This window comes from Streptomyces sp. NPDC048411 (assembly GCF_040704695.1).
Taxonomy (GTDB): domain Bacteria; phylum Actinomycetota; class Actinomycetes; order Streptomycetales; family Streptomycetaceae; genus Streptomyces.
In genome coordinates this window covers 16,173-41,078 of record NZ_JBEZKL010000020.1, presented here as the reverse complement: position 1 = coordinate 41,078, position 24,906 = coordinate 16,173, and the positions used below count along the sequence as shown (strand labels likewise).

Here is a 24,906-nt window from a genome sequence, read left to right as displayed (position 1 = left end):
GCGGTAGCCGGCCGGCCGGACGGCTACCGCTCCTGGTCGCCCGACAAAAGGTTCAGCCGCAGCGCCAGCTGAAGTTCCAGCGCACGGTCGGGCTTGTTCCAGTCGTGGCCGAGCAGCACCTGGATCCGGTCCAGCCGCTGCACCACCGTGTTGACGTGGACGTGGAGTTCGTCCTTGGCGCGGATGAGGCTGCCGCCGGCGCCGAAGTAGGCGCTCAGCGTGCGTACGAGGTGGGTGCCGCGCTGGGCGTCGTACCGCAGCAGGGGTCCGAGCGTCGCGGTGACGAAGCCGTCGACATCCTGCGCGTTGCCCAGCACCACGCCGAGGAAGCCGAGTTCGTCGACACAGGCGCCCTCTCCGGTACGGCCGAGGACACGCATGGCCCGCAGGCAGCGGGCCGCTTCGGCGTACGCGGCGGCGAGCTGCCGCGGACCCCGGGCCGGACCGGTGGCGGCCACGGTGACGGGGGCCTGGACCAGCTGGCCGAGCTGGGCGGCCGCGGCCCGCGCCGCTTCCCCCGCATCGGGTCCGGGGTCCGCGTCTCCCCCGCAGCCGATCAACAGCACCACGGTTCCCGCGTGTTCGGCGCTCACGCCACGGATGTCCCCGCCGAACAGATAGCGCAGGGCAGCGGCGCAGAGCTTCTCCCGGGCGCTCGCCTCGGCCACGAGCAGCAGATGCGGGCGGTCCAGGTCGATGCCGAGGCGTCGGCCGCGTTCGGCCAGTCCGGCGGGGTCGCGGTCCGCGTCGGTCAGCAGATCGCTGATCAGCTCGCCGCGTATCCGGTTCTCGGTCTCGGCGACCGTGCGCCGCAGCAGCAGCAGGAGGCCGGTGACCACGGCGGCGCGCTCGAAGAGCCGCCGGTCCGAGTCGTCGAGCCGGCCGCGCCGGTGCAGGACCAGACCGGCCAGGAGTTCCTGCCCGGCGAGTACGGCGCAGATCCACCGGCCGTCGCGGTGCACGGCGCGCGCTCCGGTGCGGGACTTCTCGGCGGTCTCGACCAGCCATCCGGCGTCCATGGAGTCGGCGGCGGGCCCCGCGCCGTCGGGCCGGACGGCCGCCAGCGGGCGCCCGCCCGGGTCGTGGATGGTCAGCGGGGAGTCCAGCAGCCCGGCGACGGCCGCCGCGACGTCCTTGACGTCACCTCCGCGCAGCACCAGGTCGGTCAGCCGGTCGTGCGCCTCCTCGGCCCGCTGCATGGCGGCCGAGTGCTCGCGTACCGCCGCATTCGCCTCCGCCAGCTCGGCGTTCGCCCCGGCGAGTTCGGCGAGCGCGGACCGGGTGTCGGCGAGGGCACGGGCGGTGTCGATCGCGATCGCGGCGTGCGCGGCGAGCGAGCAGAGCAGGGCGACCTCGTCGGGGCTGAAGACGCGGGGTGCGCGGTCGGCGGCGAAGAGGACGCCGATGACCTTCCCCGTACCACCGCGGCTGGAGCCGAGGAGCAGGGGCACGCCCAGGATGGCGACGAGCCCCTCGTCGAGGACCCCGGCGTTGATGTTGCGGGTGTGGCGGAAGCGTTCGTCGGTGCGGTAGTCGGGGGTGGCGTACGGGCTCGCGGTTTGCGCGACCAGGCCGCCGAGCCCTTCGCCGAGTTCCAGCCGTAGCCGCTGGAAGAGGAGCGACACCGACCCGTCGGTCACCCTCATGTAGGTGTCCCCCGCCTCCTCGTCGGGGAGCGTGAGATACGCCGTGTCCGTGCCGAGCAGCATCCTGGCCCGCCGGACGATCGCCTTCAGTACGTCGTCCAGATCCCGGGAGGCGGCCAGATCGCCCGCGGTGTCGAAGAGCGCGGTGAGCTGGAGCTCGCGGCGCCGGTGCTGGCGCAGGGCGCCCCTGATCCGCAGGGCAGTGGCGGTGGCCGCCTCCACCTCGGCGAGTTCGCCCGCGGGGACACCGGCCGCCCGTGCCTGGGAGGAGACGGCTCCCAGCGCCTCGGCGGGGGCGTCCTCGGCCAGCAGATCGAGGAGGAGGCGCAGGTGGGGCGCGGCGGAGGGGGTGGGTGCAGACATGGGCGGCCATCGTTCGTCGGGAGGGGCGGGAGCCGGAAGGGTCAGTTGGCGGTCCAGCCGCCGTCCATGGAAAGGGAGGTGCCGGTGATGTGGGAGGTACCCGGTCCGCACAGCCAGAGCACCGCCCCGGCGACGTCCTCGGGTTCGATGAGGCGTTTGACGGCACTGCGTTCCAGCATCACCTTGCCCACCACCTCCTCCTCCGTGATGCCGTGGGTACGGGCCTGCGCCGCGATCTGGTTCTCGACCAGGGGCGTGCGTACGTAGCCGGGGTTGACGCAGTTGCTGGTCACTCCGTGCGGTGCTGCTTCCAGGGCGACCACCTTGCTGAGTCCCTCCAGTGCGTGCTTGGCCGATACGTATGCCGATTTGTACGGGCTGGCGCGCAGCCCGTGAACGGACGAGATGTTGACGACGCGCCCCCAGCCGCGTTCGTACATGCCGGGCAGGGTGCGGCGCAAGATACGGAACGGCGCTTCCACCATGACGCGGTGGATCAGGGCGAAGCGGTCCGGCGGGAATTCGTGCACGGGGGCCACATGCTGCAGCCCCGCGTTGTTGACCACCAGGTCCGCGTCGTCCGGCAGGGAGTCCACCGCCTCGGGGACGGACAGATCGACGACCCAGGCCGTTCCGCCGATCCGCTCCGCCAGTTCTTCCGCCGCGTCGGCTGCCTTGTCCACGACGTACACATGGGCACCCGCGGCGGCGAGAACCCGCGCGCAGGCCTGTCCGATGCCGCTCGCCGCACCGGTCACCAGCGCGGTACGGCCGACGAGGGGCCGGTCTGCGGGCGGGGGGACGGTGAGCGGGGCGGGCCCGGGTTCCGGGCGCTGGGGAGTCTCCATGGTCGTCACCGTAAGGAGACGGAAGCCCACGTCACACGGAGTCGGTGCACACACCGTCGCGTATCGGCATGGTGCCGGCGTACATGGTGCGGGACGAGGGGCGGAGGCCGTCAGCACCTGCCGTCGGGCCCGGGCCCGACGACGATCACTCAGTGGGCCGCGTGCAGCGTCGACCGCTGCTCCGCCGTCAGCTCCAGGTCCACCGCGGCCAGGCCCTCGTCCAGCTGTGCCACCGAGGAGGCGCCGACGCGACCCGTCCATGCGGAACGAGATCGAGCAGCACACCTGCGGCTTGCCCGCCGACCTCCTGCCCTTCCGTCCGGCCGCCGAAGCCCTGTAAGGTGGGCGGCTGCGAAGGGGAGTAGCCCCGCAAACCGGTCGTCGACACACTGGAACCCGTCACAGGGTTCCCGGTGGCCGGGCCCGCATCTTCTGATGATGAGGGCGGGCGAGACCTTCGACCCTTTGTCGACGACATTGATATGCGCGTCGGCGGGGTCGAAGCCGTGCCGCCGCCCTCGCGCAGCTCGTCCTTCGAAGCCCCCGCCGGTGCGGGAAGGCTGAACGAGTCCTGTGATCCATTTCGTTTTGCTCATCGTGTGTGCGGTGGCGATCTACCTCTCGTGCGAGTGGTTCGTCAACGCGGTGGAATGGCTGGGCGAGCGCCTGAACGTCGGGAAGATGGCGGTCGGCACGATCCTGGCCGCCTTCGGTACCGCCCTGCCGGAGTCTGTGGTGACGCTGGTCGCGGTCACGAGCGGTGCGAGCGAGGAGGCCAAGAACATCGGCGTCGGCGCCGCGATGGGCGGTCCCCTGGCGCTGGCGACCGTCGCCTACGGCGTGACCGGTGCGATGCTGCTCCTCAAGCTCCGCAAGGACCGCGCCGCCGCACCCGCCGTGCCTGTGGCCGCTGCCGCGGTGGCGGACCTGAACCCCGGCTGCGCCTTCGGCCCGTCCGCCCCACAGGGGGAGGCACTGGGCGACGAGAGGGACATGAAACGGCTGGCGAAGGACCAGAAGTGGTTCCTGCCCATCTTCATCGTGAAGGTCTCGCTCGGTCTGGTCGCGTTCGCGTTCAAGCCGGCGCTCGGGCTGCTGTTCTTCGCCGCGTACGCCGTCTACTTCTGGCGCGAGATCCGCAGCAGCCGCGCGGACGAGGACAATGACGAGGAAGAGGAACTGGAACCGCTGAAGTTCCAGCCCAAGAAGTCCGCCCCGGACACCTGGGCCGTGGTCGCTCAAACCCTTGCCACCCTGACGGTGATCTTCTTCGCCGCCCACTACTTCGTGGCTCAGCTCGACGTCATCGGTCCGATGCTCGGGCTGTCGGCCGCGGTGACCGCGCTGCTGCTCTCCCCGATCGCCACCGAACTCCCCGAGATCATGAACGCGGTGATCTGGGTGCGGCAAGGCAAGACCAAGCTCGCGCTCGCGAACATCTCCGGCTCCATGATGATCCAGGCCACCGTCCCCAGCGGGCTCGGCCTGCTGTTCTCCCGGTGGCACTTCGACAGCGCTCTGCTGTGGTCCGGGCTCATTACGATGGCCGCGATCGTCTACCTGCTGCTGACGATGCGCGCCCACAAGCTCACCCCGGCCCGCCTCGCCATCGCGGCAGGTTTCTACCTGGTCTTCGCGATCGGCCTCGTCCCGATCCTGGCCTGACCCCTGCGACTGCTGCGTACGATGCCCCATCCACACCGATCTCCGGGTGTGGGCATCGCGTACAGCAACACCCGCGGCTCTGTGCTCGACCGGCCCGCGCGGCCGTCCTTTCCGCATCTTCCCTGTGCCTGGCACACGCATCGAGGAGCGTCACCCCGTGACGGCAAAACACAGCAACACCCCACCCACCGAGCCCTCGCCCCGAACTCGTGGGCGACGCAGGCGCAGGCCCCAAAGGCGGCGGGGCCCTTGGATAGCGGGGGCGGTGGCCGTGCTGATCCTCGGAACGGCCGCCGCGGGAGGCTGGTTCTACTCCCGGCTCAACGGCAACATCCACGGCGCCGACGTCAAGAAGGACCTCGGCGACAACCGCCCCCCGGCGGCGAAGGGCGGCCAGAACATCCTGGTCATCGGCTCCGACAGCCGCAAGGGACTGGGGGATGCCTACGGCAAGGGGCTGACGACGATGCAGTCGGACACCCTGATGCTCGTTCACACCAGTAAGAGCGGGAAGTGGGCGACCGCCGTTTCTTTCCCCCGCGACTCCTGGGTGCAGATCCCGGCGTGCGACCGCGGCAACGGCACCCTCTCGACACCGCACCACTTCAAGATCAACGAGGCGTTCGCGATCGGCGGCTCCACCGGAAATACCGCCAAAGCCGCTGCCTGTGCGATCAAGACCGTGGAGGCGAACACCCGCGTGCGGATCGATCACTTCATGATCGTCGACTTCCGTGGCTTCACCGGCATGGTCAACGCCCTCGGCGGGGTCGAGGTCTGCCCGAAGGAGCCGATACACGACAAGAAGGCCCACCTCGACCTCCCGGCCGGCTGCCAGACCGTGAAGAACAAACAGGCACTCGGCTACGTCCGAGCCCGCTACAGCATCGGTGACGGCTCCGACATCGGACGCATAGGCCGCCAGCAGGAATTCATGGAAGCCCTCGCCGCAAAGGCCAAGACCAAGCTCTACAACCCCAAGGCCCTCTACGGCTTCCTCGACTCCGCCACCCAGTCCCTGACCACCGACCCCGACATCGCCGGCCTCAAACCCCTCTACAGCCTCGCCTCCAGCGTCAAAGACATCCCCACCGACCGGATCTCCTTCCTCACCGTCCCCAACTACCCCCGCGAACGAGAGGTCCCCACCGACAAAGCCAACGTCACCTGGAACCTCCCCGCCGCCCAGCAGCTGTTCACCGACCTCACCCACGACCGCGAAATGACCAAAGCCCGGCTCAAGAAACTCGCCGACCAGCTCCCCCCGCTCGCCGGCACCATCCAGGTCACCGTCCTCAACGGCACCGGCACCCCCGGAAAAGCCCGCGAAACAGCCGACCGGCTCCGCGCCGCCGGGTTCCAGATCACCGGCACCGGCAACGCCCCCTCCCCGGCAGACAGGACCACCCTCGCCTACCCGCCACGGCTCAAGCACCAGGCCCAGGCACTGGCCGCCCACCTGCCCGGCCTGAAGCCGACCGAGAGCAGCACCGCAACCGCTCTCACCCTGACCATCGGCCCGGACACAGAGATCACCTGACCGTCGGCGCACCGCCTCCACCCCGCACCCGGCACAAGCCGCCCATCGTCGGCCACATCGGAATTCCGACGGGCCGACGACGGCGGCGAGAAAACTGCCGGGACCGGCCATCTTCACGCCCTCTGCACCTGCTTGACTGCGCGTCAGATAATCACGGGACCCAGGTCCTGAGAGGTCCTAGTCCTCCGGCGGGAAGACCACCTCGCCCGAATCGGCCAGCGTCAGCGTGATCGCCTCGACGGGACATCCTTCCGCCGCCGCGAGCACCCGCTCATTGACGTCGGTCTCCGGATCGCCCGGGTGGGACTGACGGGCGGAGTCCAGCCGGAATCCGTCCGGAGCGTGGTTCACGCACATCCCGGAGCCGATGCAGACGCTCCGGTCGACCTCCACGTGCCAGCGGTCCCCCATCACGCCTCCTGCGGGCCGGGCTGCCCGGGTTGGTACCCGGCGGGCAGATGGATCATCTTGTGCTCGAAGTACTCGCCGTACCCCTCGGGTCCGAACTCCCGCCCCAGGCCGGAGTTCTTGTAGCCGCCGAACGGCCCGAGCATGTCGAGACTGAAGGTGTTCACGCTGTACGTGCCCGTCCTCACCCGGCGGGCGATGTCGATGCCGCGCTCGGTGTCGGCGGTCCAGACGCTGCCGCTGAGCCCGTACTCGGAGTCGTTCGCGATCTTCACCGCCTCCGCCTCGTCGCCGTACGGCAGCAGGCAGATGACCGGTCCGAAGATCTCCTCGCGGGCGATGCGCATGGAATTGTCGACGGATCCGAAGAGGGTCGGCTCGACGTACCAGCCGCGTTCCTGGGAGGCCGGACGGCCGCCGCCCGTAAGGACCTTGGCGCCCTCCTCCTGACCGATCCGGATGTAGTCGAGGGAGCGCTGCTGCTGGCGCTGCGCGACCAGGGGGCCGAGTTCGGTGGCGGGGTCGAGCGGGTCACCGACCTTCAGCGCACCCGCTGCGGCGGCGAACGCCTCGGCGGTCTCGTCATAGCGGGAGCGCGGGACGAGGATGCGGGTCTGGGCGACGCAGGCCTGGCCGTTGATCATCCAGGCGAACGGGACGATGCCCGCGACGGCCGTGGCCAGATCGGCGTCGGGAAGGATGACGGCGGCGGACTTGCCGCCGAGCTCCAGGGTGACACGGGTGAGGTTCCGGGAGGCGACCTCCATGACCCGGCGGCCCGCCGCGACCGAGCCGGTGAACGACACCTTGTCGACGCCGGGATGCCCGACCAGGTACTCGCTGACCTCACGGTCGGCGGGAAGGATCGACAGCACCCCCTCCGGCAGCCCCGCCTCGGCGGCGATCTCGGCCAGGATGTAGGCGTCCAGCGGGGATTCGGGCGAAACCTTGAGCACGGCGGAGCAGCCGGCCAGCAGGGCGGGCGCGAGCTTGGCGGCGGCGGTGAACTGCGGGACGTTCCACGGCACGACGGCCGCGACCACCCCGACCGGCTCCCGGCGCACCAGCAGCGGCCCGAGGACGCCATCGCGGCGCTCCTCGTAAGGGAAGGTGCGGGCGACGGTGATCGCCGCGTCCCACACCATCATCGCGGCGAGCGCCTGCACCATCACGCTGGAGCTGTAGGGAGTTCCGTTCTCGGAGCTGATGACGCGGGCGATCTCCTCGTACCGCGCGGCGAACGCGTCCTTGATCCGCGTGATCACCTCGATCCGCTCGTCCAGGGACGCGCGCGGCCAGGGCCCTTCGTCGAAGGCCCGGCGGGCGGCGGTGACGGCCCGGTCCACATCCGCTTCGCAGGCGTGCGGCACCCGGCCGATGACCTGCTCGGTGTGGGGCGATATCACCTCGATGACGTCCTGGCCGAGCGGATCGACCAACTCCCCGCCGATGAACAGTTTTCCGTGTTCCACAAGCTCGGTCATGGCTGCTGCCTCCCGCGACCCGGCACGTACCGACTCCGCACCTGACTTCACACCTGACTCTGTGTCAGAACTGATATCAGTTCCAGTTCCAGGAGTCCACGCATCGGACATCGCGCACGAGACCGGCATGATCCGATTGCCGCCACACCGCGGCAACCTTGCCGCCGTTCATCCGGCGCCCTTGGTCAGCGAGCGTGCGGCACTCCGGTTACGGGACGAACGCCGGGACCTGCGAGGCATTCTCGACCTGGGCGTTTCCGTTACCACACATCGCTTGCTGGTACAGCGCCGACAGCGCGTCGTCGATGGGGTGGTGCTGCGGCTTCCCCGAGGAGTCCAGCTTGTTCCACCTCACGAGGTTGATCGCGACGGACATCTGGCGCTCGCCGTCGGCCCGGGTCAGGGACATAGTTCCGGCCCCCCAGACCGTGCCGTCGTGGCCCCAGAAGGTGCCGCAACCCGGGATGCCGACCTTGTGCAGACCGAGGCCGTACTCGATCGTCGATCCGTCCAGGGCGCGGACCGGGAGCGTGCGCTGCATCTGCGCCAGCGACGACTGGTTGACGATCTTGCCGTCGAGCAGCTTGCCGTAGAAACGGTTGAGATCCTCCATGGTCGATACCAGACCGGCGCTCGGCCCCACCCAGGACATGTTGTAGACGCTGTAGTCGCGCGGCGGGTCGATCAGGCCGTACAGGGCCTCGTACATCCGCGAGTGCGGTCCCTTGATACGCGGCCCGGCCGGAAACTCGGTGTGCCGGAGCCCAGCACGCTCGATGACATTCCGGGTGATGTACTCCTCGGCCGTGGTACCGGTCACCTGCTCCAGGAGTTGGCCGAGGAGCAGGTAGTTGGTGTTGGAGTACACCCCTGTAGGGCCTCCGGGCTCGCCGACGGGAGGCGCCGTGAGCCCCATCTCGATCAGCTCGGCCGAGCGGAACTGCCGGAACCGGTTGTCGTCCAGGCTCTCGGGCGAGACGTCCGGCGCAGAAGGCAACCCCTGGAGGGACGGGAACGCATAGGGGAGGTAATCACTGATGCCGCTGGTGTGGTTGAGCAGCATCCGAACCGTGATCTTCCTGCCGCGCTCCCCCGGCACCAGCCGCGGCAGATAGCCGCCGATCGGCGCATCGAGCTGGATCCGGCCCTGCTCGACCTGCTGCATGATTGCGGCGGCAGTGAAGGTCTTGGTGATGCTGCCGACGCGCTGCCGCATGTCGGGCCTGACGGGACGGCCGGTCCTGACATCGGCGACCCCGGAAGCGCCGCGCCATGTCTGGCCGGCATCGCGCACCTCGGCGTACACCCCCGGCATCCCCGCGCGGTGGACACCGTCCATGGCGAACTGCAGCTCCGCAGGATCGAAGTCGGTCGACGGGCTCGTGCTGCCGGCCGGCACGGCCCTTGTCTCGTTCGGCGCGGAAGCTGCCGCCACCGTGCCCGCAGAAATACTCAGCGCTGCCACGCTTGCGCATATCACCAGTCGGATCTTCAATGCGTCCGCCCTTTCATGATCAATGAGTGCAACGGGGTCTCTCCGCCGTGCTTTTCGACATCCACGGCTCACTCGGCCAGAGCGCGGCGCAGAGCGGCGCCGAGTTCGGCGTTCTGCCGCTGCGAGACCTCGGCGGACAGGATCGCCTGCGACCCGTGGAAGGTGCCGGGCCACTGGTGCAGCTCGACCGGCACGCCCGCCTGCAGCAGGCGCAGCGTGTAGGCGAGGTCCTCGTCGCGGTTCGGACAGAACTCTGCGGTGGCGATGTAGGCCGGTGGCAGGCCGGACAAATCGGCGGCCCGCGCGGGGGCGGCGTACGGTGTGGCGGGCTGGGAGCCCAGGTAGTGCCGCCACGCTGTGGTGGCCTTGTCGCGATTGAACCAGGGCGTGTCGGTGAAGTTCCGTGCCGACCACGTCTCCTGCCGGTCGTCGAGTCCTGGCTGGTTGAGCAGTTGGAAGCGGATCACCGGCCCCTGCTCGTCACGCGCCCGCAACGCCACCGCGGCCGCCAGCCCGCCGCCGGCACTGTGGCCTCCGACCGCGATCCGCGCTGGGTCGATGCCGATTTCGGCCGCGTGCTCGGCCGTCCAGGTCAGCACGGCGTAGGCGTCGTCCAGGGCGGCCGGGAACCGATGTTCAGGGGCCAGACGGTAGCCCACCGAGATCACCACCGCGCCGGAGCCCTCTGCGATCCGGGTGGCCCAGGGGTGCTCGGTGTCCAGGTTCCCCATGACGAATCCGCCGCCGTGCAACCAGACAATGGCACCCTGCGCCTGGTGCGGGCGGTAGATCCGCACCGCCACGTCCGGGTCGGCGGGCACCGTGCGATCCTCGACCTCCATATCCGCGGTGTCCGGTGCCGGCACCGCGGCAGCCAACTCGGCGAAGTCCTTGCGCGCGGTGACCGGGTCAGTCAGGTCGGCCTTGGGGAACAACGGGATGAATGCTTCGAGTTCGGGATCCATGACGACCATCCTCACGGCCGTCCCCCGAGGGGTCACCCGCCATCCGTCGCGGATCCCACCCCGATCACGCACCGATCGGCGCGCCCCTGTCCTTCTATCCTTCTGCCATGGAGGCACTGGCCGTACGGCTGTCGGGACTGGATCCGTACGTCGACGGCGCGATCCGCATCGTCGCGTTCTACGACACACTGATGCGCCGACGGGTGGATCTCCCGGCACTCGCCCGGGCCTCGGCCGGCTTGGCCGAGTGCGTCGCCGGGATACGAATCCACGGCGCGGGGCGGACGATCCGCGTCTCACCCCACGGCACAGAAGCGTCCACCCCGCAGGCACCCGCGTCCACCACGGCGCCGATCACCCTCGACGGGGAGGAGATCGGCACGGTGTGGCTGGAGCGCCCCGATCTGCCCAACCCGCTCGACGAAGTCCTCCTTGACCGGCTCGCCATCGCCACCGCGGCGGCCGTCGAGCGGTACGGTCCGGCCCGCACCACCATGGCCGACCCCGCCCTCGTCGAACTGGCGATCAGCTCCGACAGCGACGAGGCAGCCAGAGCACGGGCGTTACGGCTCCTGGGGTTCGCCGCCGACCTGCCGGTCCACGCCGTCGCCGTACGCTCGCAGCTCCCGCTCGACCAGATCGGCGGCCTGGTCTGCCCGACCCGCCCGGTGAAGGCGGCACCGCTCGCCGACGTGGGCGTCATCCTGGCCACCACCATGGACCCGGCCCGGTTTCCGGCAGGCGTACGTGCGGGCGTCGGCGCCGCCGAAAGCCCCGACCGATCCTGGCGGCAAGCCCGCACCGCCCTCCGCTTCACCACCCCGCGCGAACCCGTCATCCGCTACACCGACCTTGGCGCGCTGGCGCTCCTGGCCGAGATACCTCAGGACACCTCACGCGGCAACGCCGACGTGGCCGCCATCGCCAGAATCGCCGACAACCCAGAAGATCTGGAGACCCTGGACACGTACTGCGCCACCGGCTCCCTACGCCGGGCCGCCGACCTCCTCCACCTGCACCACAGCAGCATCGCCCGCCGACTCGAACAGATCACAAAGACCCTGGGCATCGACCTCACTGAACCCACCGGACTGACACGGGCCAGGCTCGCCCTCACCGCATGGCGGCTACTCAACGACTGAGGAAGATCCGCCTCGCCGCTGGGAACTACCGTCCTTCGCGGACCCGTTGATCCGAAGCCGATAGTCGTCCTGGGCTACTACTGGAACGAGTTCTCGTTACAGTGGGCGTGGCGCAACGCAGCCGCGGGCCGGGACGGGAAAGGGGAAGCCCCATGACACAGGTGACCGAGCACGGCGGCGGCGTGTGGTCCATCAAGGTCCCGATCCCGGACAACCCGCTCGGCCACACCCTGGTGCATGTCCTCGACACCGACCGCGGGCCGGTCCTCGTCGACACCGGCTGGGACGACCCCGACGCCTGGGACACCCTGGTCGCCGGAGTCGCCGCCGTCGGCGTGGACATCACCGGCATCCACGGCGTGGTCATCACCCACCACCATCCCGACCACCACGGACTCTCCGGACAGGTCCGCGAGGCCTCGGGGGCGTGGATCGCGATGCACGCCGCGGACACCGCGATCGTGCGCCGCACCCGTGAGTCCGAACCGGGCACCTGGCTGACCTACCTCGCGGCGAAGCTCGCCGCGGCCGGCGCACCGGAGGAGCACCTCGCCCCACTGCGCGCCGCCCGCACGGGCGGCCGGACGCGCACGCTCCCCGGACTGCGCGCCGCCCTCCCGGACCGCGAGATCGTCCCCGGCGAACTGCTCGACCTCGCGGGCCGGCGGCTCCGGGCGATCTGGACGCCGGGCCACACCCCCGGCCATGTCTGCCTGCACCTGGAGGAGGACCATCCGGCCGATCTGCCCGGCCGCGGCCGCCTCTTCTCCGGCGACCACCTGCTGCCCGGGATCAGCCCCCACATCGGGCTGTACGAGGACCCGGACGACGCAACGGTCACCGACCCCCTGGGCGACTACCTGGACTCGCTGGAGCGCATCGGCCGGCTCGGGGTCGCCGAGGTGCTGCCCGCCCACCAGTACGCGTTCACGGACGCGGCGGGGCGCGTACGGGAACTCCTCGACCATCACGAGGAGCGGCTGACCGGACTGCTCGCCCTGCTCGCCACCCCGTTGACGCCGTGGCAGCTGGCCGAGCGGATGGAGTGGAACCGGCCCTGGGAACAGATCCCGTACGGCTCGCGGAACATTGCCGTCTCCGAGGCCGAGGCTCATGTGCGCCGACTGGTGAAGCTGGGGCGCGCGGAGGCGGTGCCGGGCAGCGGGCCGGTGACGTACGTCGCTGCGTGAGGCAGCCCTCCGCCCGGGGCGAGCGGGCTGCCTCCCGGTAGAGTGTGCGAGTCGTCATCACGCCCGTTCAGGGGGAAGCCGGTGCAAATCCGGCACTGACCACGCAACCGTGAGCCGCCGACACAGCGGCGAGTCGGGCTGCCCTGTCCGCGGTCGTGACCGGCTCGCGTCACCGGAACCCCGGTGACCGGCACCGTCGAGGAATACGGGGCCGGAGCCTGGTGCCTGAGTGTGCCTGTGCCCGGTTCCCCACAGGAGAGGCTCAGCCCGCCATGACCGTACGCCGCAGCGCAGCAGCGCTCGCCGCCACCGCCACCGTGCTCTGTGCGGCCGCTGCCCCGGCCGCGGTCGCGGCGCCGTCCCCCTCCCCCACCCCGTCCGTCGCGCTGCCCTCCGGGCTGTACGGCACCAAGGACCCGACGTACGACGGGGTCTGGCGGCAGTCGCTGGCCTTCCTCGCCCAGCGCGTCGAGGGGGTCGTGCCCGCGACGAAGTCGGTGGACTGGCTGATCGCCCAGCAGTGCGCGAACGGCGCCTACGCCTCGTACCGCGCCGATGTCTCCAAGCCGTGCGACACCAAGACCATGCTGGACACCAATGCGACCGCCGCCGCGGTGCAGGCGCTGGCGGCGGTCGGCGGGCACGGCGACATCGTCAGCAACGGCGTCCGCTGGCTGAAGTCCGTCCAGAACGAGGACGGCGGCTGGGGCTACAACCCGGGCTCCCCCAGCGACGCCAACTCCACCTCGATCGTGACCGGCGCGCTGGCCCGGCAGGGCCAGCGGATCGGCGACATGACGAATCCGGGCGGCAAAACCCCGTACGACGCGCTGCTCGCGCTCGCGATCCCGTGCGGCGGCCCGGACGGCGGCGCGTTCGCGTACCAGCCCGACAAGGCCGGGAAGCTCACCGCGAACGGGGACGCCACCGCGGCCGCCGTGCTCGGCTCGATGGGCAAGGGGCTGGACACCGGGGACAACGCCGCGGTCGAGGGCAAGCCGCCGGCCTGCCGGAAGGGCGACGTCGTCAAGCCGGAGCAGGCCGCCCAGAACGGCGCCTTCTACCTCGCGGGCGCCCTCGCGAAGAACGGCAACCATCTGGACCTGCCGCCGATGCCGGGCGCCGACGACACCACCCCGCAGCCCGACTTCGGCAACACCGCGGACGCTGTCGTCGCCCTGGCCTCCGCGGGCCACAAGAACAAGGCGGCCGGCGCGGTCGGCTGGCTGCAGAAGAACTCCAGGAGCTGGGCCGAGGAGAGCGGCCCCGCCGCCTACGCCCAGCTGGTCCTGGCCGCGCACGCGACCGGCGCCGACGCCCACAACTTCGGCGGCGTCGACCTGGTCCGGGAGCTGAACGCGAGCGGTCCCGCGCCCGCTGCCGTCATCACGCCCAGTGCGACCCCGGACGTCGCCGAGGACGGCACCAGCGACGACGCCGGTCTCGGGGTGTGGTGGCTGGTCGGTATCGGCCTCGCCGCCGGTGCGGGCATCGGCTTCCTGATCAGCAGCCGTCGGAAGCCCCAGCAGCCGTGAACCGAGCGGGGAATCGTGCGGGGAATGCGTTCGGCGGACGGGTGGCCGTCGCGCTGCTGCTGGTACTCGGCGCCGCTCTGACCGTGCTCGGCGCGGGCACCGCCCATGCGGCCGGCTACCGCTACTGGTCGTTCTGGGAGGGCAAGGGGTCCGGCTGGGCCTACGCCACCCAGGGCCCCTCGCTCGTCCGGCCCGACGACGGGGCGGTGCAGGGCTTCCGGTTCTCCGTGAGCGAGGACTCCCAGGACTCGGCGAAGCCGCGCCGCACCCCCGACTTCGCGACGGTCTGCGCGGACACCCCCGCCAAGGACGGCACCAAGCGCGTCGCGCTCGTCATCGACCCCGGCACGCCGGCGGACGCCCCGGCCGGGGAGACGCCGCCCGCGCTGCGCACCGCCTGCGCGCAGGTCGCCCCCGGGGCGAGCACCGCCGAGGCGCTCGCCTCGGTGGCCAAACCGCTGCGCTACAGCAGCGACGCCCTGCTCTGCGCGATCTCCGGCTACCCCGCCTCGGGCTGCGGCGAGCAGGTCTCCGGCAGCGGGCACACGGCGTCCGCCTCTCCCTCGTCCACCCACCCCGGGAACGGGCGCAGCGGTCCGTCCACCGGGGTGCTCGTCGGGCTCGCCGCCGTCCTGCTGCTCGGCATCGCCGCCGTCCTGCAGGCCCGCCGCCGGCGCGGATGACCGCCTCCCCCGGCGCGGCCCGGCTCAGTCATGCGCTGCGGGCGCCCGCGGCGACCCGCAGCAATGCCCTGCCCGCCGGGGCCTGGTGGCTGTGGGCGCTCGGGCTGGCCACCGCCGCGTCCCGGACCAGCAATCCGCTGCTGCTCGGACTGCTGGTGGGCGTGGCCGGATATGTCGTGGCGGCGCGCCGTACGGACGCGCCGTGGGCGCGTTCGTACGGGGCGTTCATCAAGATCGGGCTGTTCGTCGTCGCCGTTCGGCTGCTGTTCTCCGTCTTCCTCGGCTCGCCGATCCCCGGTACGCACCTGGTGTTCACCCTCCCCGAAATCCCGCTGCCGGACTGGGCGCAGGGCGTCAGGATCGGCGGCCGGGTCACCGCCGAGCAGCTGCTCTTCGCGCTGTACGACGGGGCGAAGCTGGCCACGCTGCTGATCTGCATCGGCGCGGCGAACTCGCTCGCCAACCCGGCCCGGCTGCTGAAGTCGCTGCCGGGTGCGCTGTACGAGGCGGGCGTCGCCGTCGTCGTCGCGATGACGTTCGCGCCGAACATGGTCGCCGATGTGGTGCGCCTGCGCACCGCACGCCGGCTGCGGGGCCGCCCGACCGGGGGCATCCGGGCCGTTCTGCAGATCGGACTGCCGGTGCTGGAGGGTGCGCTGGAGCGGTCGGTGGCGGTGGCGGCGTCCATGGACGCGCGCGGGTACGGGCGTACGGCGCAGGTCCCGCCCGCCGTCCGGCGCACCACGAACGTCCTCACCCTCGGCGGTCTGCTGGGGGTCTGCGCCGGTACGTACGGCCTGCTGGCCTCGCAGGGTGCGGTCTACGGGCTGCCGCTGCTGCTCGCCGGGCTCGTCGCCGCTGCGGCCGGGCTGCGGCTCGGCGGCGCCCGCTCGGTCCGTACCCGCTACCGGCCCGACCGGTGGGGTGTGCGGGCCTGGCTGGTGGCGGGGTCGGGTGCGGTGGTCGCGGCGGCGATGATCCTGGCGGGCAGCGTCGACCCGGAGGCGCTGCACCCCGGGGTCGTCCCCCTGGTCGCGCCGGTGTTCCCGCTGTGGCCCGCCACGGCGGTGCTGATCGGGTTGCTGCCCGCGGTGGTGGCGCCCGCGCCGCCCCCGGTGGGTGGTCCGGCCGACGCTCCCGTCGCGCACTCCGAGAAGGGACAGTGATGATCCGGTTCGAGCAGGTCTCGGTGCAGTTCGAGGGCACGGCGCACCCCACCCTGTCCGGCGTCGATCTGACGGTCCCGGAGGGCGAGTTGGTGCTGCTCGTCGGTCCGTCGGGGGTCGGCAAGTCGACGCTGCTGGGGGCCGTCTCCGGTCTCGTGCCGCACTTCACGGGCGGCACGCTGCGCGGCCGGGTCACGGTCGACGGCCGCGACACCCGTACCCACAAACCGCGCGAACTCGCCGATCTGGTCGGCACGGTGGGCCAGGACCCGCTCTCCCATTTCGTCACCGACACCGTCGAGGACGAGCTGGCGTACGGCATGGAGTCGCTGGGGCTCGCCCCCGACGTCATGCGGCGGCGGGTCGAGGAGACCCTCGACCTGCTGGGCCTCGCGGGACTGCGCGACCGGCCGATCGCCACGCTCTCCGGCGGCCAGCAGCAGCGGGTCGCGATCGGCTCGGTGCTGACCCCGCACCCCAAGGTGCTGGTCCTGGACGAGCCGACGTCCGCCCTGGACCCGGCGGCGGCCGAGGAGGTCCTCGCGGTGCTCCAGCGGCTGGTGCACGACCTGGGCACGACGGTCCTGATGGCGGAGCACCGGCTGGAACGCGTCGTCCAGTACGCGGACCAGGTGGTCCTGCTGCCGTCGCCGGGCGCCGCACCCGTGACGGGTGCGCCGGCCGACGTCATGGCCGTGTCCCCGGTTCACCCGCCGGTGGTCGCGCTGGGACGGCTGGCGGACTGGGAACCGCTGCCGCTCTCCGTGCGTGATGCGCGACGCCGGGCGACCGGGCTGCTGGAACGGCTGGCGTCGTCCGAGCCGCCGTCGGCCGTCCCGTCGGCGACGCCCGCTGCCCCGGCACCGCTGCCCGCCGCCCCGGTACGGCGTGGGCTGTTCGGACGCCGTCGCGCACCCGAGGCGGAGCCCGCTCCGGGTCCCGCGGGGGAAGCGACCGTCCGGGCCGAGGGTCTGGGGGTGCGGCGCGGTCGCGTCGAGGCGCTGCGCCGGGTGACGCTCTCCGTCACGCCCGGCGAGACCGTCGCCCTGATGGGCCGCAACGGCGCGGGCAAGTCCACGCTGCTCGCCGCCCTCGTCGGCATGGTCGAGCCCACGGCCGGCACCGTCCACGTGGGCGGCCGGGCCCCGCACCGTACGCCGCCGCGCGACATGGTGCGCCGGGTCGGACTCGTACCGCAGGAACCGCGCGATCTGCTCTACGCGGACACGGTCGCCGCCGAGTGCGCGACGGCCGACACGGACGCGGGCGCCGCGACGGGCAGCTGCCGGGCCCTGGTCTCCGAGCTGCTGCCGGACGTGCCGGACGACACCCACCCGCGCGACCTCTCCGAAGGGCAGCGCCTCGCCCTGGCCCTGGCGATCGTGCTGACCGCGCGCCCCCCGCTGCTACTGCTCGACGAGCCGACGCGTGGCCTGGACTACGCGGCGAAGGCCCGCCTGATACGCGTGCTGCGCGGTCTGGCGGCCGACGGCCATGCGATCGTCCTGGCCACCCACGATGTGGAGCTCGCCGCCGAGCTGGCCCACCGGGTGGTGATCCTCGCCGACGGGGAGATCGTCGCGGACGGGCCGACCCGGCAGGTCGTGGTCTCGTCCCCGGCGTTCGCACCGCAGACCGCGAAGATCCTCGCCCCGCAGGAGTGGCTGACCGTGCCGCAGGTACGCGCGGCACTGGGGGCGGACGCATGACGCACCGGGAGCGGGCCGTACGAGCGGCCGAAACACCGAGGGTCCGGCGCACGGGCGATCGGCAGGCGCGGGCGGTGCGGCTCGGGCCGCGTGCGATAGCCGCGCTCCTCCTGATCAGCGCGATCGGTGTCGTCGCCATCGGCTGGCCGCTGCTGGCCGGCGCGGACTCCGGCCTCGCGCACTCCCAGGACGCGCCCTGGCTGTTCGCCGCGCTGCTTCCGCTGCTGGTCGGGGTGGTCGTCGCGACGATCGCGGACTCCGGCCTGGACGCGAAGGCGGTGGCGATGCTGGGTGTGCTCGCCGCGGTCGGCGCCGCGCTGCGCCCGCTCGGCGCGGGGACGGCGGGCCTGGAGCCGATGTTCTTCCTGATGGTGCTGAGCGGCCGGGTGCTCGGCCCGGGCTTCGGGTTCGTGCTCGGCTCGGTGACGATGTTCGCGTCCGCACTGCTCACCGGCGGGGTGGGCCCGTGGCTGCCGTTCCAGATGCTGTCGATGGGCTGGTTCACCATGGGCGCCGGGCTGCTGCCGGGCCCGGACCGGCTGCGCGGGCGGGCCGAGCTGCTGATGCTCGCGGCCTACGGGGGTGTGGCGGCGTTCGCGTACGGCACGGTGATGAACCTGTACGGCTGGACGATCGTGCCGGGCCTCGGCTCGGGCATCTCCTTCCATCCCGGTGACCCGCTGCCCGAGAACTTGGTCCGCTTCCTCGCGTACTGCCTGGCCACTTCGCTGGGCTGGGACCTGGGACGGGCCGTGCTGACCATGGCGCTGACCCTCGTCGTCGGCGGGACGTTGCTGAAGGCGCTGCGCCGGGCCACACGGCGCGCGGCCTTCGAGGCCCAGGCCACATTCGAGGTCCCCTGAGCAGCTGGTACCGAGCCGTCCACCGGCCGCAGCGCGGGAAGACCCCACAGGTTCCGGTCGGGGTCTTCCCCGTGCTACGAGCTCTCGGTTCGCGGTGTCCGGCCGCCGTCGGCCCTCCGTCGGCTCCAGGTCCGGCCCGGCCCGATCAGCGGTGACGCGGCCTCGCTGCCCCGATCGTGTCGAACCAGCGGACGATCTGCGGGCCGGACTTCATGAAGGTCCCGTTGTGATCGGTCGACCCTTGGTCGATCACCGGCACCCGCGCACCGTGCGCGGCGAAGTCGGCTGCACAGTTGCGGGAGTTGGCGATGGCCACGTCCCGGTCTGCGGCTGACGAGTAGAGCCGCACGGGCACCTCGGGCTTCCAGTCGCACTGACCGTCCTGGGCCTTCAGCACGTCGCGCAGCACTCCCGTCGGATGCTGCAGGTCCTGATAGGCCTCGTCGGTGAGGAGTTCCTTCAGCGTGCCGGGCAACGCCGGGATGATGTCCTCCTCGAAGTGGTGGGTGTCGAAGAGGTTCTCGACGACGTCCGCGTACGGCTCACGGAAGAGCTCCGAGGGGTCCTTGTAGAGCGGGTGCAGCCGGTTCTGCGCGGTGAGGAAGTACGACATGTAGAAGACCGCGCTGATGTCGTTGATCCGGCCGTCGAACATGGCGGGCGTCTCCGCGCCCTGGAGGTCGTACGGCCCCGAGACCGGCGCCAGCGCCCGCAGCCTGAAGTGCCGGTCCGCGCCGCCTGCGAGGGCCTTGGCCAGAGCCGTCGCGACCTGGCCGCCCTGGGAGAAGCCGCTGGCGTACACCTCGCCGGTGAGGGGGCGTCCCAGCTCCCGCGCCGCGGTGCGGGAGGCACGCAGCATGTCGAGGGAGGCGGTGACGGAGGACGCGGTGTCCATGTACGGGTGCGGGCCCGGCCCCTTGCCGAGGCCGAGATAGTCGGGCGCGGCGACGGCGCGACCGGCCGAGGCGTGCAGGTACGGGGCGAACCGGCCGAAGTCCTCGCCGACGGAGGGCGCGTAGTCGCGGTGGACCATCGTGCCGTGGGTGTCGGACACCAGATCGAGGCGGTCGGCGCCACCCCTGGGGAGAACGAACAGACCGGTGGCGGTGGTGGGTTCGCCCTGCGGGGTGAGGGTGCGGTACGTGAGGCGGTAGGCGCGCACGCCGTAGCGGACGGTGCCCGTGTCCATGCCTCCCGAGGCGAGGAAGGCGCTGACGTCGGTGCGGTCGAGAGTGGCGACGGGCGTGACGGCGAGGAGCGTTCCCCGTCCGGCGGTGCGGGTGGTGTGGGAGCCCCCGTCCGCCGGTCCGGCCTGCTGGGCCACGGCGGGCGCGGCGCCGAGGGCGGCGAGAGCCATGACCGTGGCGACCGCCAGTCCCCGCCGGGCACCACGCCGACCCTTCCTGGGAGAAGGGGTGTTGCTGCATGTCTTGCTGTTCTTGTTTTCCATGGCCGTGACGCTATGCAACCGCGAGCGGCGCCGACAGCGGCATGGCCCCCCGACCGGGGTGCACCTAACACCACCACCCCGGCCGGGGGGAATCCTCACAACCGTTGGATGATCGTGCCGGTGGCCAGCGCCCCGCCCGCACACATGGTGATGAGCGCGAACTCCTTGTCACGGCGCTCCAGTTCGTGCAGTGCCGTGGTGATGAGCCGGGCCCCGGTGGCGCCCACCGGGTGGCCGAGCGCGATGGCGCCGCCGTTGACGTTGACCTTCGCGAGCCCGTCGAGGTCCCGCTCGAAGACCTGGGCCCAGCTCAGCACCACCGATGCGAACGCCTCGTTGATCTCGACGAGGTCGATGTCCTTGAGCGACATCCCGGCCTTGCCCAGCACCGCGCGGGTCGCGTCGATCGGCCCGTCGAGGTGGAAGTGCGGGTCGGAACCGACGAGCGCCTGGGCGACGATCCGGGCCCGCGGCTTGAGCTTGAGTGCCCGCGCCATCCGCTTGGACGCCCACATGATCGCGCAGGCGCCGTCGGATATCTGCGAGGCGTTGCCCGCGGTGTGGATCGCGGTGGGCATGACCGGCTTGAGCCGGGCGAGCCCCTCCATCGTGGTGTCCCGCAGCCCCTCGTCCCGGTCGACGAGGCGCCACATGCCCTGACCGGCCGCCTGCTCCTCCTCGGTGGTCGGCACCTGGACCGCGTACGTCTCCCGTTTGAACCGCTCCTCGGCCCAGGCCACGGCCGCCCGCTCCTGCGAGATCAGCCCGAGCGAGTCGACGTTCTCCCGCGTGAGGCCCCGCTTGCGGGCGATGCGCTCGGCGGCCTCGAACTGGTTGGGCAGGTCGACGTTCCACTCGTCCGGCCAGGGCTTCCCCGGGCCGTGCTTGGATCCGCTGCCCAGTGGCACGCGCGACATCGCCTCGACACCGCAGCTGATGCCGATGTCGATGACTCCTGCCGCGACCATGTTGGCGACCATGTGGGAGGCCTGCTGCGAGGAGCCGCACTGGCAGTCCACAGTGGTGGCGGCGGTCTCGTACGGAAGTCCCACGGTGAGCCAGGCGTTGCGCGCCGGGTTCATGGACTGTTCGCCGGCGTGGGTGACCGTACCGCCGACGATCTGTTCCACGCAGTCCGCAGGGATGCCGGTGCGTCCGAGAAGTTCACGGTAGGTCTCGCCCAGCAGATAGGCGGGATGCAGATTGGCGAGCGCGCCTCCGCGCTTGCCGATGGGGGTGCGTACGGCTTCGACGATGACGGGTTCCGCGGCCATGAGCTCGTCCTCTCCTCGCGCTTCCGCAGGGGGCGTCCCGGCGCCCACGGAAGGAACTAGTACGCGTTCTAGTTCTGTAGCAGTCTTATGAGGCTTACCCCCGGTACGCAAGAGCCGTGCACGCACAATGGGCGCATTTCGAAGCCCGCACGCGCCCCCCTCGCGCAACAGATCGGGCCACAGCTCTTGCCAGTTGCAGAACTCGTTACTACGTTGCGGGCACCTTCTGATGGGTCGTCAGGTAATGTTCGGGCGCCCCTCGGACCGACCTGGAGTTGCCGATGCCCTGCCCCCATCTGCCCGAAGGGTTCGACTTCACCGATCCCGACCTGCTCCAAGCCCGCATCCCGCACCCGGAGTTCGCCCGGATGAGAGAGACCGCCCCGGTCTGGTGGTGCACCCAGCCGGCCGGTGTCTCCGGTTTCGACGACGAGGGCTACTGGGTGGTCACCCGGCATGCGGACGTCAAGTACGTCTCCACACACCCTGAACTGTTCTCTTCCCACACCAACACCGCGGTCATCCGCTTCAACGAGACGATCAGCCGCGATCAGATCGACGTCCAGAAGCTGATCATGCTGAACATGGACCCGCCCGAGCACACCCGGGTCCGCCAGATCGTCCAGCGCGGCTTCACCCCCCGCGCCATCCGTTCCCTGGAACAGGCGCTGCGCAGCCGCGCCCGGTCGATCGTCGAGACGGCCCTCGCCTCGGCCGACGACGACGGCTCGTTCGACTTCGTCACCCATATCGCCGTCGAACTCCCGCTCCAGGCCATCGCCGAGCTCATCGGCGTACCGCAGGAGGACCGGTCCAAGATCTTCGACTGGTCCAACAAGATGGCGGCGTACGACGATCCCGAGTACGCGATCACCGAAGAGGTCGGCGCCGAGGCGGCCATGGAGATCGTCTCGTACGCGATGAACCTGGCAGCGGCACGCAAGGAGTGCCCCGCCAAGGACATCGTCTCCCAGCTGGTCGCCGCAGAGGGCGAAGGCAACCTCTCCTCGGACGAGTTCGGTTTCTTCGTGATCCTCCTCGCCGTCGCCGGCAACGAGACCACCCGGAACGCCATCAGCCACGGCATGCACGCCTTCCTCACCCACCCCGAGGAGTGGGAGCGCTACAAGCGCGAGCGCCCGGAGACCGCCGCCGAGGAGATCGTGCGCTGGGCCACCCCCGTGGTCTCCTTCCAGCGGACCGCCACCCAGGACCTCGAACTGGGCGGGCAGCAGATCAAGAAGGGCGAACGGGTCGGGCTGTTCTACTCCTCCGCCAACAACGACCCCGAGGTCTTCGAGAGCCCGGAACTCTTCGACATCTCCCGGGACCCCAACCCCCATCTCGGATTCGGTGGCGGCGGACCGCACTTCTGTCTCGGCAAGTCCCTCGCCGTCATGGAGATCGACCTGATCTTCAACGCGATCGCGGACGTACTGCCCGATCTGCGGCTGGTCGAGGACCCGCGGCGGCTGCGCTCCGCCTGGCTGAACGGAATCAAGCAGCTCCAGGTCCGTACCGCCGCCGGCTGACCGGCTCGCGGATTCCCGGACGGCGGGGGCCGTCCCTTCCACGCCCCGGCCCCTGCCGCCCGTCCGCGCCCCGTCCCCTCCTGCCCGCCGCGCCCCGGTACAGGCAGTGGACAGCTGTCCGAGGATCATGGCGTCCATGCATGCCCTGCTCTCCGCCTTCGCTCCGATCTGGATACTCACCGCGACCGGCTATGCGGTCGGCCGCAGTGGCCTGCTCGGCGAGCAGGCGGAAGCCGTGCTCGGCCGGTTCGTCTTCCATGTGGCCATGCCCGCGGCGCTGTTCACGATGGTTTCCGGTGCCCGACTGGACGCCTTCGCCAACTCCTCGATGGTGGCGTTCGGGACGGGCACGGCGCTCGCGTCCGCCCTCGGCTTCGTGCTCGCCCGGCGCTTCTTCGGCCGCAAGACGGCCGACCAGGCGATCAGCAGCATGGCGTCCGGCTACGTCAACTCCGCCAATCTCGGTATCCCGGTCGCGGTCCAGGTGCTCGGTGACGCGTCGTTCGTCGCCCAGATCATCCTCTTCCAGGTGCTGCTGGTCTCCCCCGTGATCCTGACGCTGCTGGACACGGGTACGGGGGCGGGCTCCGGAAAGGGCGTCGCGCTGCGGCGGATGGTGACCATGCCCGTACGCAATCCCATCATCATGGCCTCGATGCTCGGCGTCGTCGTCTCCGCGCTCGGGGTGCGGCTGCCGTACGCCCTCGAACACTCCTGTGATCTGCTCGGCGCGGCCGCCGTGCCCACCGCTCTGATCACCCTCGGCCTGTCCCTGCACGGCCGCCCGGATCCGGCAACGACCGCGACGACGGTGCCCGCAGGGCGTACGGAAGTGGGCCTGGCGGTCGTGCTGAAGACGCTGGTCCAGCCCCTGATCGCCTTCCTGGTCGGCGGCCCGCTGCTGCACCTGCCGGACCACCAGTTGCTCGCCGTGGTCCTCTGTTCCGCGCTCCCGACCGCCCAGAACGCCTTCATCTACGCCCGCCAGTACGGCCTGGACACCAGCCTCGCCCGCAACTCCGTGGTGGCGTCCACGGTCGTGTCCATGGCCACGCTGTCGCTGGCCGCCTGGGCGCTGGTACCGCCCGGCCCCTGAGCCGTTCGAGTGGCGGGCCGCCCCGGACAGGCGGATGCTGGAAAGCGCGGCGATCCACGCCGAAGGGGTGCCGGGACGATGCGGTTCGTCCCGGCACCCCTTCGGCCCTCAGCGCTTGCTGCCCACCGCCTCGCCGGTCTCCTCCGGCACGTGATCCGCGGACGTCGTGCCGTCCGCCCCGTCCGGCGGCCCCACCACGGGTTGCAGCCTCCGCGGCCCCGCCAGGACGTATGTCAGCAGGAATCCGGTCCCGATGACCAGCGCCCCGCCCACCGCGTCGAGCACCCAGTGGTTGGCCGTGGCGATGATCGCGGAGACCGTGAACAGCGGGTGCAGCAGCCCGAGCGCCTTCATCCACACCTTCGGGGCCAGCATCACGATCACGATGCCGCACCAGAGCGACCAGCCGAAGTGAAGCGAGGGCATCGCCGCGTACTGGTTGGTCATCGAGGTCAGCGTCCCGTAGTCGGGCTTCGCGAAGTCCTGGACGCCGTGAACCGTGTCGATGAAGCCGAGCCCCGGCATCAGCCGCGGCGGGGCCAGCGGGTAGAGCCAGAAGCCGAGCAGTGCGACCAGAGTGGCGAAGCCGAGGGTGGAGCGCGCCCAGCGGTAGTCCGCGGGGCGGGCGTCCCGGCCTGGCTGCTGACTCCTGGGTGTCGTGCTGGTCGCGGCCGTGGCGGCGCTGCTGGGCGTCCGGGCGCACCGACGGCGCCCTGTGCTGCCCCCGCCGCCGGTCACGGTCCCACCGCCGCTGGCGTGAGCGCGCGGCTGTGTGTGCTGCCGGCGCGGCACGTCAAGCCGGTCGCGGCGTCGATCTCCCTCGAAACCGTTCGGCTCCCCGGTCATGCCCAG

At 71.2% G+C, this 24,906-nt stretch carries 19 protein-coding genes, 1 pseudogene and 1 riboswitch; of the genes and pseudogenes, 11 read left to right on the top strand and 9 right to left on the bottom strand.

Translation table 11 applies throughout. The features are described 5' to 3' along the window. Positions 1-23 precede the first annotated feature (23 nt). Positions 24-2,009 carry a GAF domain-containing protein gene (locus tag AB0915_RS10485; protein WP_366690692.1) on the bottom strand — a complete coding sequence of 662 codons (1,986 nt, stop codon included), beginning with the start codon at positions 2,007-2,009 and terminating at the stop codon, positions 24-26. 41 nt (positions 2,010-2,050) lie between these two features. Beyond that, positions 2,051-2,857 carry a 3-hydroxybutyrate dehydrogenase gene (locus AB0915_RS10480; protein WP_366690691.1) on the bottom strand — a complete coding sequence of 269 codons (807 nt, stop codon included), beginning with the start codon at positions 2,855-2,857 and terminating at the stop codon, positions 2,051-2,053. 573 nt (positions 2,858-3,430) lie between these two features. On the opposite strand from AB0915_RS10480, the gene AB0915_RS10475 reads away from it, so the two are divergent. Together AB0915_RS10475 and AB0915_RS10470 are read left to right on the top strand one after the other, a co-directional pair. After that, a complete protein-coding gene (locus tag AB0915_RS10475) occupies positions 3,431-4,522 on the top strand; it encodes a sodium:calcium antiporter (protein ID WP_366690690.1) in 1,092 nt (363 codons plus the stop codon). Between the two features lie 265 nt (positions 4,523-4,787). Further along, positions 4,788-6,062 carry an LCP family protein gene (locus AB0915_RS10470; RefSeq protein WP_366690689.1) on the top strand — a complete coding sequence of 425 codons (1,275 nt, stop codon included), beginning with the start codon at positions 4,788-4,790 and terminating at the stop codon, positions 6,060-6,062. Between the two features lie 177 nt (positions 6,063-6,239). On the opposite strand, the gene AB0915_RS10465 is transcribed toward AB0915_RS10470, so the two are convergent. The 4 genes from AB0915_RS10465 to AB0915_RS10450 all read right to left on the bottom strand — a co-directional run bounded on the left by AB0915_RS10465 (position 6,240) and on the right by AB0915_RS10450 (position 10,414). Next, positions 6,240-6,473 (bottom strand): ferredoxin, encoded by a 234-nt coding sequence (locus AB0915_RS10465; RefSeq protein ID WP_366690688.1) that lies wholly within the window; start codon positions 6,471-6,473, stop codon positions 6,240-6,242. Further along, a complete protein-coding gene (locus AB0915_RS10460) occupies positions 6,473-7,954 on the bottom strand; it encodes an aldehyde dehydrogenase (protein WP_366690687.1) in 1,482 nt (493 codons plus the stop codon). Before AB0915_RS10460 ends, AB0915_RS10465 begins: the two co-directional genes overlap by 1 nt. Before the next feature lie 208 nt (positions 7,955-8,162). Next, positions 8,163-9,293, bottom strand: coding sequence for a serine hydrolase domain-containing protein (locus AB0915_RS10455; protein ID WP_366690725.1), 1,131 nt, complete (start codon positions 9,291-9,293; stop codon positions 8,163-8,165). A gap of 224 nt (positions 9,294-9,517) precedes the next feature. Next, positions 9,518-10,414 (bottom strand): alpha/beta hydrolase, encoded by an 897-nt coding sequence (locus AB0915_RS10450; protein WP_366690686.1) that lies wholly within the window; start codon positions 10,412-10,414, stop codon positions 9,518-9,520. Positions 10,415-10,521: 107 nt separating this feature from the next. Between AB0915_RS10450 and AB0915_RS10445 the strand changes: the two genes are divergently transcribed. The 7 genes from AB0915_RS10445 to AB0915_RS10415 all read left to right on the top strand — a co-directional run bounded on the left by AB0915_RS10445 (position 10,522) and on the right by AB0915_RS10415 (position 18,702). Next, positions 10,522-11,556 (top strand): helix-turn-helix domain-containing protein, encoded by a 1,035-nt coding sequence (locus tag AB0915_RS10445; protein ID WP_366690685.1) that lies wholly within the window; start codon positions 10,522-10,524, stop codon positions 11,554-11,556. 152 nt (positions 11,557-11,708) lie between these two features. After that, positions 11,709-12,746 (top strand): MBL fold metallo-hydrolase, encoded by a 1,038-nt coding sequence (locus tag AB0915_RS10440; protein WP_366690684.1) that lies wholly within the window; start codon positions 11,709-11,711, stop codon positions 12,744-12,746. A gap of 31 nt (positions 12,747-12,777) precedes the next feature. Next, positions 12,778-12,912: riboswitch (cobalamin riboswitch) on the top strand. A 106-nt stretch (positions 12,913-13,018) separates the two neighbouring features. Then, a complete protein-coding gene (locus tag AB0915_RS10435) occupies positions 13,019-14,281 on the top strand; it encodes a prenyltransferase/squalene oxidase repeat-containing protein (RefSeq protein WP_366690683.1) in 1,263 nt (420 codons plus the stop codon). Between the two features lie 41 nt (positions 14,282-14,322). Next, on the top strand, positions 14,323-14,964 hold the full coding sequence (locus AB0915_RS10430) for an SCO2322 family protein (RefSeq protein ID WP_366690682.1): 642 nt from the start codon (positions 14,323-14,325) through the stop codon (positions 14,962-14,964). Continuing rightward, positions 14,961-16,130, top strand: coding sequence for an energy-coupling factor transporter transmembrane component T (locus tag AB0915_RS10425; RefSeq protein ID WP_366690681.1), 1,170 nt, complete (start codon positions 14,961-14,963; stop codon positions 16,128-16,130). Before AB0915_RS10430 ends, AB0915_RS10425 begins: the two co-directional genes overlap by 4 nt. Then, entirely contained in the window at positions 16,130-17,839 is a 1,710-nt protein-coding gene (locus AB0915_RS10420) for an ATP-binding cassette domain-containing protein (protein WP_366690680.1), read from the top strand. The genes AB0915_RS10425 and AB0915_RS10420 overlap by 1 nt, the downstream gene beginning before the upstream one ends. Next, positions 17,836-18,702 (top strand): ECF transporter S component, encoded by an 867-nt coding sequence (locus AB0915_RS10415; protein WP_366690679.1) that lies wholly within the window; start codon positions 17,836-17,838, stop codon positions 18,700-18,702. Before AB0915_RS10420 ends, AB0915_RS10415 begins: the two co-directional genes overlap by 4 nt. A gap of 145 nt (positions 18,703-18,847) precedes the next feature. On the opposite strand, the gene AB0915_RS10410 is transcribed toward AB0915_RS10415, so the two are convergent. Together AB0915_RS10410 and AB0915_RS10405 are read right to left on the bottom strand one after the other, a co-directional pair. Next, positions 18,848-20,152, bottom strand: coding sequence for an alpha/beta hydrolase (locus tag AB0915_RS10410; RefSeq protein ID WP_366690678.1), 1,305 nt, complete (start codon positions 20,150-20,152; stop codon positions 18,848-18,850). Between the two features lie 95 nt (positions 20,153-20,247). Beyond that, positions 20,248-21,426 (bottom strand): steroid 3-ketoacyl-CoA thiolase, encoded by a 1,179-nt coding sequence (locus AB0915_RS10405; protein ID WP_366690677.1) that lies wholly within the window; start codon positions 21,424-21,426, stop codon positions 20,248-20,250. A 281-nt stretch (positions 21,427-21,707) separates the two neighbouring features. Here AB0915_RS10405 and AB0915_RS10400 point away from each other — a divergent pair, with 281 nt between their 5' ends. Then, positions 21,708-22,958, top strand: a complete 1,251-nt coding sequence (locus AB0915_RS10400; RefSeq protein WP_366690676.1) for a cytochrome P450 — start codon at positions 21,708-21,710, stop codon at positions 22,956-22,958. 136 nt (positions 22,959-23,094) lie between these two features. Beyond that, complete coding sequence (locus tag AB0915_RS10395; RefSeq protein WP_366690675.1) at positions 23,095-24,054, top strand: AEC family transporter; 960 nt, start codon at positions 23,095-23,097, stop codon at positions 24,052-24,054. Between the two features lie 108 nt (positions 24,055-24,162). Here AB0915_RS10395 and AB0915_RS10390 read toward each other — a convergent pair. Further along, positions 24,163-24,678, bottom strand: a pseudogene (locus tag AB0915_RS10390) (phosphatase PAP2 family protein); the annotation flags it as partial. Positions 24,679-24,906: the final 228 nt, after the last annotated feature.

Bases quoted from the DNA above. Each gene is read 5' to 3' on its own strand.
- AB0915_RS10485 (WP_366690692.1), bottom strand. From the start codon at position 2,009: ATGTCTGCACCCACCCCCTCCGCCGCGCCCCACCTGCGCCTCCTCCTC.
- AB0915_RS10480 (WP_366690691.1), bottom strand. From the start codon at position 2,857: ATGGAGACTCCCCAGCGCCCGGAACCCGGGCCCGCCCCGCTCACCGTC.
- AB0915_RS10465 (WP_366690688.1), bottom strand. From the start codon at position 6,473: ATGGGGGACCGCTGGCACGTGGAGGTCGACCGGAGCGTCTGCATCGGC.
- AB0915_RS10460 (WP_366690687.1), bottom strand. From the start codon at position 7,954: ATGACCGAGCTTGTGGAACACGGAAAACTGTTCATCGGCGGGGAGTTG.
- AB0915_RS10455 (WP_366690725.1), bottom strand. From the start codon at position 9,293: ATGGACGGTGTCCACCGCGCGGGGATGCCGGGGGTGTACGCCGAGGTG.
- AB0915_RS10450 (WP_366690686.1), bottom strand. From the start codon at position 10,414: ATGGATCCCGAACTCGAAGCATTCATCCCGTTGTTCCCCAAGGCCGAC.
- AB0915_RS10445 (WP_366690685.1), top strand. From the start codon at position 10,522: ATGGAGGCACTGGCCGTACGGCTGTCGGGACTGGATCCGTACGTCGAC.
- AB0915_RS10440 (WP_366690684.1), top strand. From the start codon at position 11,709: ATGACACAGGTGACCGAGCACGGCGGCGGCGTGTGGTCCATCAAGGTC.
- AB0915_RS10435 (WP_366690683.1), top strand. From the start codon at position 13,019: ATGACCGTACGCCGCAGCGCAGCAGCGCTCGCCGCCACCGCCACCGTG.
- AB0915_RS10425 (WP_366690681.1), top strand. From the start codon at position 14,961: ATGACCGCCTCCCCCGGCGCGGCCCGGCTCAGTCATGCGCTGCGGGCG.
- AB0915_RS10420 (WP_366690680.1), top strand. From the start codon at position 16,130: ATGATCCGGTTCGAGCAGGTCTCGGTGCAGTTCGAGGGCACGGCGCAC.
- AB0915_RS10415 (WP_366690679.1), top strand. From the start codon at position 17,836: ATGACGCACCGGGAGCGGGCCGTACGAGCGGCCGAAACACCGAGGGTC.
- AB0915_RS10410 (WP_366690678.1), bottom strand. From the start codon at position 20,152: ATGGAAAACAAGAACAGCAAGACATGCAGCAACACCCCTTCTCCCAGG.
- AB0915_RS10405 (WP_366690677.1), bottom strand. From the start codon at position 21,426: ATGGCCGCGGAACCCGTCATCGTCGAAGCCGTACGCACCCCCATCGGC.
- AB0915_RS10400 (WP_366690676.1), top strand. From the start codon at position 21,708: ATGCCCTGCCCCCATCTGCCCGAAGGGTTCGACTTCACCGATCCCGAC.
- AB0915_RS10395 (WP_366690675.1), top strand. From the start codon at position 23,095: ATGCATGCCCTGCTCTCCGCCTTCGCTCCGATCTGGATACTCACCGCG.